12 protein-coding genes are annotated in these 12800 nt (G+C 73.1%); 5 read left to right on the plus strand and 7 right to left on the minus strand.

Translation table 11 applies throughout. The features are described 5' to 3' along the window. Nucleotides 1-21: 21 nt before the first annotated feature. The gene (locus DEJ29_RS14660) at nucleotides 22-672 is read left to right on the plus strand and encodes a gamma-glutamylcyclotransferase family protein (protein WP_258375906.1); all 651 of its coding nucleotides are present in this window, start codon (nucleotides 22-24) and stop codon (nucleotides 670-672) included. Here the strand turns inward: DEJ29_RS14660 and DEJ29_RS14665 are convergent. From DEJ29_RS14665 to DEJ29_RS14680, 4 genes are all read right to left on the minus strand, one after another. Then, nucleotides 648-1643, minus strand: a complete 996-nt coding sequence (locus DEJ29_RS14665; protein WP_111094492.1) for an NAD-dependent epimerase/dehydratase family protein — start codon at nucleotides 1641-1643, stop codon at nucleotides 648-650. The two genes, DEJ29_RS14660 and DEJ29_RS14665, sit on opposite strands and share 25 nt — an antisense overlap. Further along, nucleotides 1640-4357: an alpha/beta fold hydrolase gene (locus tag DEJ29_RS14670; protein WP_258375905.1), complete on the minus strand. Its 2718-nt coding sequence runs from the start codon at nucleotides 4355-4357 to the stop codon at nucleotides 1640-1642. Before DEJ29_RS14670 ends, DEJ29_RS14665 begins: the two co-directional genes overlap by 4 nt. Beyond that, on the minus strand, nucleotides 4354-5427 hold the full coding sequence (locus DEJ29_RS14675; protein WP_042537701.1) for a 3-oxoacyl-ACP synthase III: 1074 nt from the start codon (nucleotides 5425-5427) through the stop codon (nucleotides 4354-4356). Before DEJ29_RS14675 ends, DEJ29_RS14670 begins: the two co-directional genes overlap by 4 nt. 69 nt (nucleotides 5428-5496) lie before the next feature. After that, on the minus strand, nucleotides 5497-6675 hold the full coding sequence (locus DEJ29_RS14680) for a RimK family alpha-L-glutamate ligase (protein WP_110861118.1): 1179 nt from the start codon (nucleotides 6673-6675) through the stop codon (nucleotides 5497-5499). A gap of 87 nt (nucleotides 6676-6762) precedes the next feature. On the opposite strand from DEJ29_RS14680, the gene DEJ29_RS14685 reads away from it, so the two are divergent. After that, on the plus strand, nucleotides 6763-7245 hold the full coding sequence (locus DEJ29_RS14685) for an ATP-dependent zinc protease family protein (protein ID WP_111094491.1): 483 nt from the start codon (nucleotides 6763-6765) through the stop codon (nucleotides 7243-7245). A gap of 128 nt (nucleotides 7246-7373) precedes the next feature. Here the strand turns inward: DEJ29_RS14685 and DEJ29_RS14690 are convergent, their stop codons facing one another. Both DEJ29_RS14690 and DEJ29_RS14695 read right to left on the minus strand, forming a co-directional pair. Next, nucleotides 7374-8267 (minus strand): alpha/beta hydrolase, encoded by an 894-nt coding sequence (locus tag DEJ29_RS14690; RefSeq protein ID WP_111094490.1) that lies wholly within the window; start codon nucleotides 8265-8267, stop codon nucleotides 7374-7376. Then, complete coding sequence (locus DEJ29_RS14695) at nucleotides 8264-8851, minus strand: TetR/AcrR family transcriptional regulator (RefSeq protein WP_111094489.1); 588 nt, start codon at nucleotides 8849-8851, stop codon at nucleotides 8264-8266. Before DEJ29_RS14695 ends, DEJ29_RS14690 begins: the two co-directional genes overlap by 4 nt. 62 nt (nucleotides 8852-8913) lie before the next feature. Here DEJ29_RS14695 and DEJ29_RS14700 point away from each other — a divergent pair, with 62 nt between their 5' ends. Continuing rightward, nucleotides 8914-10116, plus strand: a complete 1203-nt coding sequence (locus DEJ29_RS14700; protein WP_220037322.1) for an MFS transporter — start codon at nucleotides 8914-8916, stop codon at nucleotides 10114-10116. Here the strand turns inward: DEJ29_RS14700 and DEJ29_RS14705 are convergent. Beyond that, nucleotides 10022-10402: a YciI family protein gene (locus DEJ29_RS14705; RefSeq protein ID WP_110864135.1), complete on the minus strand. Its 381-nt coding sequence runs from the start codon at nucleotides 10400-10402 to the stop codon at nucleotides 10022-10024. The two genes, DEJ29_RS14700 and DEJ29_RS14705, sit on opposite strands and share 95 nt — an antisense overlap. Before the next feature lie 65 nt (nucleotides 10403-10467). On the opposite strand from DEJ29_RS14705, the gene DEJ29_RS14710 reads away from it, so the two are divergent. Both DEJ29_RS14710 and DEJ29_RS14715 read left to right on the plus strand, forming a co-directional pair. After that, nucleotides 10468-11742 carry a sensor histidine kinase gene (locus DEJ29_RS14710; protein WP_258375904.1) on the plus strand — a complete coding sequence of 425 codons (1275 nt, stop codon included), beginning with the start codon at nucleotides 10468-10470 and terminating at the stop codon, nucleotides 11740-11742. Beyond that, on the plus strand, nucleotides 11724-12416 hold the full coding sequence (locus DEJ29_RS14715) for a response regulator (RefSeq protein ID WP_111094487.1): 693 nt from the start codon (nucleotides 11724-11726) through the stop codon (nucleotides 12414-12416). Before DEJ29_RS14710 ends, DEJ29_RS14715 begins: the two co-directional genes overlap by 19 nt. The last annotated feature ends 384 nt before the right edge of the window (nucleotides 12417-12800 follow it).

The following is a 12800-nucleotide window of genomic DNA, read 5'->3' on the forward strand; positions in this document are numbered from 1 at the left end:
CCCGTCCGCTAGCCTCGCGACGTGAAGCGTCTCTCCCCCGGCCAGCGCTGGGTCATCGGTCTCGGCGCGTTCGCGCTCGTCTGTCTCGTCGTCGGCGTCATCGGGCTGGTCGTCGGTCTGACGAACCGGTACGGGTGCCTCTCCGACACCGACCTCTGGCCGCAGACCCGGTGCTCCGGCGACGACTCCGGGATCTTCTGGGGCAGCACTCTCGCCATCATCGGCCTGCTGCACCTCGGGGTCACCGGCCTGGCCGGTGCGCTCGTCTGGACCTCGACCCCGTCGATCGCGCCGCGTCCCGTCAAGCGTCCGACCCCGCGCGCCGGTGAGACGCACCGGGTCTTCTCGTACGGCACGCTCCAGCAGCCCCTCGTGCAGGAGTCGCTGTTCGGCGACCACGTCCCGACCACGCCGGACTCCCTGCCCGGCTGGCGGCTCGAGTGGGTGACGATCACCGACCCGGACGTCATCCGGACGAGCGGCTCGGACCAGCACCCGATCCTGCGCCGCGGCACTCCTGACGACGTCGTCGAAGGGGTGGCCCTGGCTCTCGGGTACGAGTGGCAGCTCCGCGCGGTCGACGGGTACGAGGTCGCCGACTACCAGCGCGTGCGGGTCACACTCGCCTCGGGTCGGACGGCCTGGGTCTACGTCGCAGCCGACGAAGCCTGAACCGCGGCCGCTGCGGCCAGTCGCTCGAGCCCCTCGTCGATCGACACCGACGGGGTCCACCCGAGCTCCTGCCGGGTCCGCCGCTGGTCGAACCAGTGCGCCGTCGACAGCTGCTCGGCCAGGAACCGGGTCATCGGCGGCTCGTCCTCGCCCGGTCGGACCCGCCAGACGGCCTCGACCACGGACCCCGCTGCCCGGGCGACGGCAGCCGGCACGTGCCACTGCGGGGGCCGGACGCCGGACGCCGTGCAGATACCGGCGAGCAGATCGGCGACGGGTCGGGGCTCACCGTTCGTGACCACGTAGGCGTTGCCGTGCACGCCGTCGTCCGTGACGCGTTCGAGTGCCGCGACCATGGCCGTCGCGGCGTTGTCGACGTAGAGCGTGTCGATGAGTGCAGCGCCCGAGTCGAGCAGCGGGAGCCGTCCGGCTCGGGCCCGCTCGACGATCCGTCCGACGAGCTGGGTGTCCCCCGGACCCCACACCAGGTGCGGCCGGACGGCCACGACGGCGAAGTCCGGGGCGTCGGCACCGAGTGCCAGCAGCTCCGCCGCGGCCTTGGTGCGGGCGTAGTCCCCACGCGCACGGGACGGTTCGGCCGGACCGGCGTCGGCCCCGACGAGCGACGACCCGGTGTGTGCGACCGACGGCGACGACACGAAGACGAAGCGCCCGGCGCCGGCGGCACGGGCGGCCGCCAGCAGTGCGCGGGTTCCCTCGACGTTGACCCGGGCGAAGTCGGCCGGCTCCCCGGCGAGCGACACCTTCGCGGCCAGGTGCACGACCGCCTCGACCCCGTCGACCGCGCGGGCGATCGCAGCGTCGTCCGTCATCGTTCCGGCGACGTCCTGCACGCCCGACACCCCCGAGGGACGGCGCTGGAAGGTCCGGACCTCGTGCCCGGCGTCCCGCACGGCTGCGGCGGTGGCCTGCCCGAGGAACCCGCTGGCCCCGGTGACCAGGACCTTCACGGGCGCACCATGCGTCCGCCGGACAGCACCGAGCCGGCCCAGCGGGACAACCGGGTGCGGTCGACCTTGGAGTTGTGCCGGATGTCGGTCGGCAGCACGGGCACGACGAGCACCGCGGCGAGTGGCACTCCGGCGGCGGCACGGACCGCTGCGGCGAGCGACGGCGACGCCAGCCCGGGCCGGCGCACCGCGGGGTCGGTCTCGACGACGGCCACCACCTGCTGGGTGCCGATCGGTCCGATCCCCGCGACCCCGGCACGTCCGACACCGTCGACGCCCTCGATCCGCTGCTCCGGCCCCACCGGCGTCACGACCCCGTCCGGGGTGGTGAGCACGTGCTGCAGCCGGCCCTCGACCCAGATCCGTCCCGCGGCGTCCAGGTGCCCGACGTCCCCGGTGCGGTGGCCGCGCGGGTCGTCGACGCCGAGGCGCGAGACCCGGTCGGTGCGCCAGAGCCGGTCGTAGTGGTCGCGCACGTGGGGCGCCGCGACGACGATCTCGCCGGTGACCCCTGGCTCGTCCGTCAGGGCTCCGGTCGAGCGCCCGGAACCGTCGAGCGGTGCGATGCGGACGCGGACGTTCGCTGCCGGCACCCCCACGCAGATCCCCTCGTCATCGGACCGGCCGGCGGCACGGACCCCGTCCAGGTCGACGTCCGTCATGAGCAGCCCCTCGGTCATGCCGTAGGGGGTGTGCGCGCTGGCGTTCGGCATCAGCTCGGTCGCCGCGGTGAGCAGCGCGGCCGAGACGGGAGCCCCGGCCGACAGGAACAGCCGCACGCCCTTCAGCGCCTGGCGGTCGGCGTCGGTGAGTTCCGACGCGGTCGCGACGACGTTCGCCAGGGCCGCCGGCGACAGGAACACCACGGTGGCGTCAGCCGCGGCGACCGAGGCCGCGACCGCCTTCGCCGTCAGGGTGCGCGGCGCGGTGACGTCCATGTCGGGCGCGACCGACCGTGCCCCGAGGGCCGGGCCGAGCAGCGCGAACGGTGCGAACCCGGCGACGAGGCCGGTGCCGACACCGACGTCGTACTGGGTGGCCAGGGCGTCCCGGACGGCGCTGAGCTGCCCGTGCGTGTACACGACGCCCTTCGCCGGCCCGGTCGATCCCGAGGTGAAGAGCACGGCCGCGGGCGCGTCCGGCGACGGGGCCGTCGGCAGCGCCGTGCCGTGCGCGAGACGGCGGGCGCCCCGGCGGGCGACGTCGACGAGCGTGTGCTCCACGCGCAGCGCCTTCCGGGCCGGCGCGGGCAACGAGACCGTCGCGATGCGTCGCCCCGGCCAGCCGAGGGCACGCGCGGCACCGAGCCCGGGCAGCGCGCCGATGATCCAGTCCGGTCGGGCTCCGCGGACGGCCCGGGTCAGGCCGCCGAGTCCGAGTCCGGCGTCCGCGACGACGACGACCGCCCCGATCCGCACGCAGGCGTACAGGACGGCGGTCAGGTCGGCACCGGGGGTCACCAGGAGCGAGACACGGTCGCCGCTGCGGACGCCCAGGTCGTCGAGTCCGGCGGCGATCTCGTCGACCCGTCGGGCGAGCAGCCGCCACGTGATCGTGCGGGGGCCACCCGCGGCGGCCATCTCGACCAGCGCGGGTTCGTCGCGCTCGCGCAGTTCGTCGAGCCGTGCCCAGAGCGGCGGGGTGGCCGGTGCGGGCTGGCCCGGGTCCGTGGCGTCGGACTGGAGGCCCGTGGGGGCCTGCGCAGGACGGCCACCGTCCGGCAGGCGGTCACCGAGCCAGTCGAACACCGCGCCCGCCACGTCGGCGTCATCAGGCAGCAGGTGCCCGGCGCCCTCGAACCGGTGGACGTCGGCGTGCGGCACGCGTTCGGTCAGGTCGTCCAGGTAGCGCTCGAGGAACACCGGGTCGCGCGGCCCCCAGAGCAGGAGCACCGGCACGTCGAGCGCGGCGACCCCGGCGGCGATGCGGTCGAGTTCGGGGGCGCTCCGGTGCCGGGCGTCGACGGGGATGTCCGCGACGAAGCCGCCGATGCCACCGCGTCGGGCGGCACCGCGGTAGGGCGCCCGGTAGCCGTCGGCTGTCGCCCGGTCGAGCTTCGGGTGCGCGATGGCCAGGGTGGTCTCGAGGAACGCCGGGGTCACGACCGTCGCGCGGCCGAGCATCCCCGGGCCGAGGGCGAGCCGCAACGGTGCGGGGATCGGGGCGTCGTCGGGCTGGTGCACGGCGGTGTTGCACGTCATCGCGGCGGCCAGCACGTCCGGGTGGTCGACCGCCCATCCGAGCGACACGACACCGCCCCAGTCGTGGCCGAGGGTGACGACCGGTCCGGTCAGCCCGAGTTCGTCGGTCAGGGCTCCCAGGTCCGCGACGCGCTGCGCCAGTCCACGCTCGACGCCGGTGCGCTCCGAGAAGCCCATGTCGAGCTGGTCGACGGCGACCACGCGCCAGGCCGGTCCGCCGGCCCGGGCGACCTCGAGCGAGGTGCGGAGCACCGACCGCCACAGGTACGACCAGGTCGGGTTGCCGTGCACGCACAGGATGGTGCCGACCGGTTCCACGCCGAGCGCGGCCAGGGACCCGGCCGTGTCGAGGAGGTGCCAGGTGCGCGCGGCGCGATCCGTGCCTCCCGTGCCGTCTCCGGACCACGCGGGGACCGTGACCAGACGCGACCACGCCGGGTCGAGGCCGGGCAGGGAGGGCGGCTGCGTCGCCGGAGCCGTGCTCGCGGCGACGCGGGGCAGCCGGGACCTCACCAGTGGAGTTCCATCATCGCCGTGTTGATGCCGGAACCGACGCCACCCAGGAACACGCGGTCACCGCGACGGATGCCGCCGGAAGCGACCTCGTCGGCCAGGGTGATCGGGATCGACGCGGGGCCGACGTTGCCGAAGCGCTGGTAGGTGGTGGGGACCTTGTCGCGCGGGATGCCGATCGCCTCGACGAAGGCGTTGGTGTGCACGTCGGAGACCTGGTGCAGCACGTAGCGGTCCATGTCGGCCCAGTCGAAGTGGGCTCGGGCCTCGGTCCAGGCGGCGACGACGAGCTCCATGCCGCCCTTGAGCAGCATCTTCGCGTCCGTGAACATGCCGTCGACGCTGCCGACGCACAGGTCGTACCACTGGGTCGCCGCGCGGGTGACGCCGCCGACGATCCGGTGTCCTTCGGGGTGCAGGTCCGCCGGGCCGAGCACGGCCGCCGCGGCACCGGACCCGAGGGTCAGGCTGGCGAACTCGCTCATGAAGTCCTTGCGGTTCCGGCCGCCCTGGTTCAGGCGGTCGATGGTGTTGAGCTGCACCTGGTCGGCGTCCTCGCCGTCGACGACGAGCGCGTACTTGATCTGCCCGGAGTCGATCATGCCCGCGGCGACGCTCATGGCGTTGACGAACCCCAGGCAGGCGTTCGCGATGTCGAAGTTGATGGCGGACGACGGCAGCCCGAGGCCGTGGTGCAGGCGGACGGCCACCGACGGCTCGAGGTGCGGACGCGTCACCGAGGTGTTGATGAGCAGCCCGATCTCGTCCGGTCGGACCCCGGCTTCGGCCATGGCACGGCGGCCCGCGTCGATCGCGGCGTCCTGGAAGGTCTGGCCCTCGCCCCAGTTGCGACGCTCGATGACCCCGGCGACGCGCTCGAGCAGCCCCATCGGCAGACGGAGTCGACGGAGGACCCCACGGAGCTTGGCCTCGATGTCGGCCGAGGTCGTCACACGCTCCGCCGTGGTGGTCGCCACGGAGAGCAGTGAGACGTTCCGGTGCTTCGCCGTGGCGTTGCCGGGCTGCTCCGGTTCACTGCTCGATGCCTGGTCGACCGGCCGTTCCGTCATGATCGTCACCGACACATACTTCCGCATCTGGCCTGTGTGCGCGATCCGGATGCGCTGGACGGCTCCGGATCAGACGTCCTTCGGCAGCTTCCGCACCTTCGCACGCCGCTTCCGACGCTCCGGGATCATCGACCGCATCTCCTCGAGCTTGCCGAAGCAGAGCAGTCGGTCGCCCGGCTCGAGGGCGACGCCACTGCGCGGGTTCGGGATGACGTTCGAGCCGCGGTGCAGCGTGAGGACCGTGATGTCGCGGTCCCAGAGCCCGGACTCCTTGATCGTCTTGCCGACCAGGTCGGCGTTGGTGTGCACGAGGAGCTCGGCGACGCCGTAGCCGGTCGAGACGGACAGCCGCTGGCGGACGTCGATCTCGGGGAACGCGACCTGGTTCGCGATGAAGTCGACGATCGCACCGGCGATGTCGAGGCCGGTGGCACGCTCGACGCCCTCGAGCCCTGGCGAGGAGTTGACCTCCATCACGAGCGGCCCGTCGTTGCCCTCGAGCATGTCGACGCCGGCGACCTTGAGGCCCATGATCTGCGCCGAGCGCACGGCCACCGCCTCGTACTCGGGCGAGAGCGTGACCTTCTCGACGGTGCCGCCGCGGTGCACGTTGGAACGGAACTCGTCACCCGACGCGGTCCGGCGCATCGCCGCCACGACCCGGTCACCGACGACGAGGGCCCGGATGTCACGACCGCGGCTCTCGGCGATGAACCGCTGGATCAGGACGTTCTGCTTCGTGGAGTGGAGGGTCTCGACGATCGACTCGGCCACCTTCGCCTCGGGTGCCAGGATCACGCCGATGCCCTGCGTGCCCTCGAGGAGCTTGATGACGACGGGCGCGCCGCCGACCCGTTCGATCGCGCCGCGCACGTCGTTGCGGCCGGCCACGAAGGTCGTCGCCGGCATGCCGATGTCGTGCCGCGACAGGATCTGGTTCGCCCGGAGCTTGTCGCGCGAGTTCGTGATGCCGTTCGCCGTGTTCGGCGTGTACACGTCCATCTGCTCGAACTGGCGCACCACGGCGGTGCCGTAGTAGGTGATCGAGTTGCCGATGCGCGGCAGCACGGCGTCGTAGTCGCTCAGCAGCTTGCCGCGGTAGAGCAGGTCCGGGTCGTCACCGGACAGGTCGATCGCGAAGCGCAGGGTGTTGAGCACCTTGACCTCGTGACCGCGGTCGAGTGCCGCTGCGCGGAGGCGCTGGGTCGAGTACGCCTGGGGCGCGCGCGACAGGATGGCGAGTTTCATCGAGGGGTTCTCCGCTGGGTCGGATCGACGGCGACGCCCCATCAAAGCATGCGGACGTGGCCACGGAGCATGCGACAGGATGGGCACATGGCCCGAGCTCCGAAGTCCTCCGACCGCGGGCTCGTCGTCGCCGGGTGGCGTGAGTGGGCCGGACTGCCGGACCTCGGCGTGCCGTGGATCAAGGTGAAGCTCGACACCGGCGCCCGGAGCTCCGCGTTGCACGCCTTCGACCTCGAGGAACTGCCCGGCGAGCGGGTCCGGTTCTCGCTCCACCCCTGGCAGGACACCGATGCCGACGCCTCCACCATCGAGTGCGACGTGCACGACCGGCGCATCGTCCGCAGCTCGACCGGGCACACCCAGGAGCGCATCGTCGTCCGCACGCGGATCGCGTTGGCCGGGCAGGTCGTCGAGTCCGAGGTCACCTTGAGCAACCGTGACCAGATGGGGTTCCGGATGCTCGTCGGTCGCGAGGCGCTCCGGCAGGGCTTCCTCGTCGATCCTGCACGGTCCTTCATGGCCGGGCGCGCTCCGAAGGAGATCCGGCGCCGCAACCGCGGTCGCGCCTGAGCGCTCCTGAGCGCTCCTGGTCACGCAGCACGGGCCGTTGCGGTGACCGGTCGACGGCCTGGAGGCGCGGTGCGGGGCCGCCACGGGCCTCCCGTCCGCCTGGACGCGCGTCCCGGGCGCTGGTCGGCTCAGCGACCCAGGTGGCGGCCGAGGAAGGCGAGTTGCCGGGGCGCCAGGCGGCGCCAGTACCCGTGCGTGTGGGCGCCGGGTGCGAAGCCTCCGGCCGGAGGCGTGGCGAAGCCGTCGACGTAGGTGTGCACCGCCGGCGCGAACCCGTCACCGTTGCCGCAGTCGACGCGGACGGCGACACCGTCCAGGGCGCGCTGACGCCCGAGGACGGTGTTCGCGCGGAAGTCGGCCGCGTCGTCGAAGGCGCCGCGAGCGGTGTCGGCGGCTGACTTCCAGAGCGCGGGGCTGATGGCCGAGACGGCCCGGACGCGCGAGGCACCGAGGACCCCGCCGAGCCGGAGCGCTCCGAAGCCGCCCATCGAGTAGCCGGTCAGGGCGAGGCGGTCCGTGTCGAATCCGCGGCGGGCGATCAGGGGCAGGAACTCGTCGACGACCATCGCGGCGGGGTCGTCCTCGTCGGCTCGTGGGTGCCAGTAGCGGTTGCCGCCGTCGATCGAGGCGATCGCGAACGGTGCTCCACCGTCGGCGACGTGCGCCGCGAGGAACCGGTCGTAGCCCAGGCTCCGCCCGAAGAACGAGGTGTGGTCGTCGCCGTAGCCGTGCAGGGCGACCGCCACCGGCAAGGGGGTGTCGGACGCCGGGGCCGCGATCGTCCACCCGACGGTGCGGCCCTTCCGCGCTGCCGACACGAAGGTGCCGGAGGTGGTGGGGACGGGCTCGACGTCGGGGACCGTGCCGTCGGTGCCGTCCAGACCGAGGACCCGGTACAGGGTCGAGCGCCCGGGCAGCAGGCCGAGGTTGATCCCCTCGGCCACGGCTCCCGCGGCGACGACGCCCGTGCCACCGATCAGCAGGGAACGGCGGGTGATCGTGGCAGCGCGCGATCGGGTCATGTGGTGGGCGCCGTTCCGTCTGGGGTGTGTTCCCGGATGAGGGACGCGGCGACGGACCGTGCCGTCGTCGTGTCGAGCGCGGGGTCGCGCAACCGCATCGCAAGGGAACCGGAGACGATGAGGAGCAGCTGGTCGGCGAGCGCCTCGGCACGGGGACCGACCACCGGCACCGCCTGTGCCACGAGCCGCCGGCGCAGGGTGGTGGTCTCGAAGTCCAGGACCTGTCGGACCTCGGCGGGGGCGTCGGCGTACTCGGCGGCGGTGCCGAGGAAGGCGCACCAACGGGAGCCCGTGGGCGTCGAGCGGTAGTTGTCGAGGGCGTCGAACACCGCCAGGAGTCGGCCCAGGTCGTCCCGTTCGGCGGCGACCGCACGGTCCCAGGTGGCGATCCAGTCCTCGTGGCGACGGGTGAGGGCCGCGGCGAGAAGCGACTCCTTGCTCGCGTAGCCGCGGTAGAGCGTGGCCGTCGAGACCCCGGCCCGTTCGAGGACGGCGTCGATCGGGGTGGCGGCGATGCCCTGTGAGAAGAAGAGCTCCTCGGCGGCGTCGAGCAGCCGTTGCTCGGTCCCTGGGCGCATCACCATGAGAGCACCCTAGGCTCTGAAAAGTGAAACGATCGTTTTCGTTACGACATCGACTGCTCCTGGTGAGCGGACTCGGCCTGATCGCCGCCACCTACGGGCTGGTGCGCCTGGCGTACGGGCTGTTCCTGCCCGACGTGCAGCGGGACCTGGGGCTCCGGGCAGACGCCGCCGGCTGGGTCTCGTCGGGTGCCTCGGCGCTGTACTGCGTCGGTGCGGTGGCCGGCTTCCTGCTCGCCGCCCGGATGCCCCGCGTGCTCGTCACGGTCGCGACCCTGGTGGCCGGGATCGGTGCGATCGCCATGGCGACGGCCGGCGGCTCGCTGGCGTTCGGCGTCAGCGCCGTGCTCGCGTCGGCAGGTGCCGGACTCGCGTCGCCCGCCCTCGTGCGGATCGTCGCCGAGCAGGTGCCGTCGGCGCTGCTCGGTCGAGCGCAGGCGATCGTGAACGCCGGCACCGGCCCCGGGCTCGTGGGCGCCGGGGCGCTCGCCCTCGTGCTGCTGCCCGACTGGCGGACGGCCTGGGCAGTGTCCGGGGTGTTCGCCCTGGCCGTCGGTGCCCTGCTGCTCGTGGTGTCCCGCGGCGGGACTGCTGCGTCCCGGTCACCGCTGCCCGGCACCCCGTGGTTCGCGGCGCACCGAGGGGTGCTCGTGCTGGCGCTGCTGTTCGGGGCGGGGTCCGCCGTCGTCTGGACCTACGGACGTTCGGCGCTGGTGGAGGCCGGTGCGTCGGTCGTCGTCTCGGTGTCGGCCTGGATCGCGCTCGGGATCGGCGGAGCGGCCGTCGTGGTCACCGCGCGTTGGACGAACGGACTGCGCGCCCGGACGCTCTGGGCGATCACGGCGGGGTCGGTCGCCGTCGCCGTCGTGGTGCTGGGGGCAGCGCCGCAGTCGACGGTCGCGGCGCTGCTGGCGTGTGCCGTGTTCGGCTGGGGCTACACGGCGGCGACCGGGGCACTGATCGCGTGGACGACCGAGATCGATGCCGAGCGGTCGTCGGCGGGCACGTCGATGTTGTTCGTCGCACTCGTGCTCGGGCAGGCCGTCGGTGCGGCGGCTGCCGGAGCGCTCGTCGGTGCGATCGGGTTCGTCGCGACGTTCGTGGTCGGGGCGGGTGTGACCGCGGCGAGCGCCGTCCCTGCGGTGGTCCGCCGGCCGGGTGGGGTCCGTGCCGTCAGAGCAGCGGGCGGAGCTCGATCTTCCGGTTGCACGCCTGCGACGCCTGGTGCGCCACCCGGGCAGCCGTCTCGGCGTCCGGGAGGTCCATGACCCAGAACCCGGCGACGTACTCGTCGGTGCTCGTCGCGGGTCCGGTCGTGGCGGGCCCGGTCGTGGCGGGCCCGGTCGTCGTGTCGGCCGTCGTGTCGGTCGCGCCCTCGCGGGCGTCGACCACGGTGGCGTCAGCGGGTGCGGAGACCCCGGCGGCGAACACGATCGCGTCGCCCATCCGTTCGTTGAAGGCGTCGACCGCGGCGGCTTCGGCGTCGGTCGCGGAGTACGTGTTGCCGACGGCGGCAGCCTGGCCGTCGTCGATGACGTTGACGAGGAACTGCATGGCGTCTCCCCTGCTCGTTGGCGGGAGGCTACTCCTGGTCGAGCGCACCCAGTAGCGTTTCCAGCATGGGGACGACGGCGGAGTGGTCGCGACTGCCGGTGGGGCGGCACGAGTACCGGCAGGACACGGTGCTCGCAGTTGTGCTGGCCGGTGGGCTCGCGGTCACGACGTTCCTGTACGGGTCGGCCGGTACCTACGGCGACGACCAGGCCGCCTGGTGGGTCTCGGCGCTGATGATCGTCGCGAACGCGGCCCCGATCGCGTTCCGCCGACGGTTCCCGATGTCGGTGGCACTGGTGTCGGCGGTGGCGTTCGCCGCGACGCAGCTGCTCCAGGTGCCCGAGGTCTTCCTCGTCAACTTCACGCTCTTCATCGCGCTGTACACGGTGGGTGCGTGGTGCTCCGACCGGGTGCGGGCCGAAGCAGTGCGCTGGGTCGTCATCGGCGGCATGTTCGCGTGGCTGTTCGTCGCGATCTCGTTCGGGTGGGCGTCGCCGAACGCACTGCCGAACGACACGGACTCCCCGGTGGCGCCCTACGTGGCGATCTCGCTGCTCAACATCGTCATCAACGTGATCTACTTCGGCGCCGCCTGGTACGCCGGCAACCGGGCCTGGGCCTCCGCGGTCGCACGACACGAGCTCGCGGAACGCACCGCTGAACTCGCCGCCGAACGGGAGCGGTCCGCGGCGCAGGCCGTCACGATCGAGCGGGTGCGGATCGCCCGCGAGCTGCACGACGTGGTCGCCCACCACGTCTCGCTGATGGGGGTGCAGGCGGGTGCTGCACGGCGCGTGATCGACCGCGACCCCGCGCAGGCCGCCGCCTCGCTCGGGGTGGTCGAGGAGAGCGCCCGCACCGCGGTGGAGGAACTCCGGCGCATGCTCGGCACCCTGCGCTCCGACGACGACGCGTCCGGCCTCGGGGCGGCCGGTGGCGACGGCCCGAGCACCGAGGGCATCACGCGGATCGCCGAGCTGGCCGAGTCCGCCCGGGTGGCCGGCCACCCCGCCGAGTACGTCGTCGTGGGTGACGAGCGACCGGTGCCGCCGACGGTGGCCGCGGTGGCGTACCGGATCGTGCAGGAAGCGGTGACGAACATCCTCAAGCACGCCGGCCCGACCGCCTGCGCCGACGTCCGGCTGCGGTACCTGGACGACGGCGTCGAGGTCGAGGTCACCGACGACGGGCTCGGTGCCCGTGCTGCCCGGAGCACCTCTGGCAGCGGACTCGGACACGTCGGGATGCGGGAACGCGTCGCCGCCGTGGACGGACGGATCGAGATCGGGCCACGAGCCCGGGGAGGCTACCTGGTGCGGGCATGGCTGCCGACGACCTGATCATCGTGCTGGCCGACGACCAGGAACTCGTCCGCGCCGGGTTCCGCGTGATCCTGGAGTCCGAGCCCGGGTTCCGGGTCGTGGGCGAAGCCGCGGACGGCGCCGGGGCGGTCGAGGCCGTGCAGCAGCTCCGTCCGGACGTGGTCTGCCTCGACGTGCAGATGCCGGGCGTCGACGGGCTCGAGGCCGCGCGACGGATCGCGGCGCTGCCGGACCCGCCGGCGGTGCTCATCCTCACGACGTTCGACAGCGACGACGCACTGTTCCAGGCGCTCGAGGCGGGAGCGAGCGGGTTCCTGTTGAAGAACGCCTCCCCCGAGCGGCTGATCGACGCGGTCCGGACCGTCGCCGCCGGGGACGCTCTGCTCGCGCCGGACGTCACGCGGCGGGTGATCAGCCGGGCGACGGCGTCGGCTGCGGTGCAGCCCTCGGCGACCAGCACCGCGACGACTGCGACGGGCGACGACGCACTCGCCGCCGCCGGGCTGACCGAGCGGGAGACCGAGGTGCTGCGGCTCCTCGCCCGGGGCCTGAGCAACGCGGAGATCGCCGGCGAGCTCTACGTCGGGGACGCCACCGTGAAGACCCACGTGTCGAACGTGCTCCAGAAACTCGCACTGCGCGACCGCATCCAGGCCGTCGTCTGGGCGTTCGAGCACGGCGTCGCCGGCTGACCGAGCCGGGCCGAACCCGCACGAACCGAACAAGCCCGCACGGTGCCGAGTTCGCAGACATGGCCGCACCGTGCGCCTTCGTTCAACCCGTGCAGCGTTGACCGCACCGTGCGCCGCCACAACGACGCACCGAGCAACCGAACCCGCACGAGCCGAACAAGCCCGCACCGTGCCCACCACCGCACCCCACGCCCGCACCGTGCGCCCGCACCGTGCGCCTTCGTTCAACCCGTGCAGCGTTGACGGCACCGTGCGCCGCCAGAACGACGCACCGAGCAACCAAACCCGCACGAGCCGAACAAGCCCGTACCGTGCCGACCCGCACCAAGCGCGCACCGTGCCGACCCGGCGCCCCCGGCCCACCGTACCGACGGGCGTTCCTCC

Origin of the sequence: Curtobacterium sp. MCPF17_021, assembly GCF_003234605.2 — a bacterium.
GTDB lineage: Bacteria > Actinomycetota > Actinomycetes > Actinomycetales > Microbacteriaceae > Curtobacterium > Curtobacterium flaccumfaciens.

What these genes read in the sequence shown, in the direction of transcription:
- DEJ29_RS14675 (WP_042537701.1), bottom strand. Translation starts at nt 5,427, where the DNA reads ATGACGGAACGGCCGGTCGACCAGGCATCGAGCAGTGAACCGGAGCAG.
- DEJ29_RS14680 (WP_110861118.1), bottom strand. Translation starts at nt 6,675, where the DNA reads ATGAAACTCGCCATCCTGTCGCGCGCGCCCCAGGCGTACTCGACCCAG.
- DEJ29_RS14685 (WP_111094491.1), top strand. Translation starts at nt 6,763, where the DNA reads ATGGCCCGAGCTCCGAAGTCCTCCGACCGCGGGCTCGTCGTCGCCGGG.
- DEJ29_RS14690 (WP_111094490.1), bottom strand. Translation starts at nt 8,267, where the DNA reads ATGACCCGATCGCGCGCTGCCACGATCACCCGCCGTTCCCTGCTGATC.
- DEJ29_RS14695 (WP_111094489.1), bottom strand. Translation starts at nt 8,851, where the DNA reads ATGGTGATGCGCCCAGGGACCGAGCAACGGCTGCTCGACGCCGCCGAG.
- DEJ29_RS14705 (WP_110864135.1), bottom strand. Translation starts at nt 10,402, where the DNA reads ATGCAGTTCCTCGTCAACGTCATCGACGACGGCCAGGCTGCCGCCGTC.
- DEJ29_RS14710 (WP_258375904.1), top strand. Translation starts at nt 10,468, where the DNA reads ATGGGGACGACGGCGGAGTGGTCGCGACTGCCGGTGGGGCGGCACGAG.
- DEJ29_RS14715 (WP_111094487.1), top strand. Translation starts at nt 11,724, where the DNA reads ATGGCTGCCGACGACCTGATCATCGTGCTGGCCGACGACCAGGAACTC.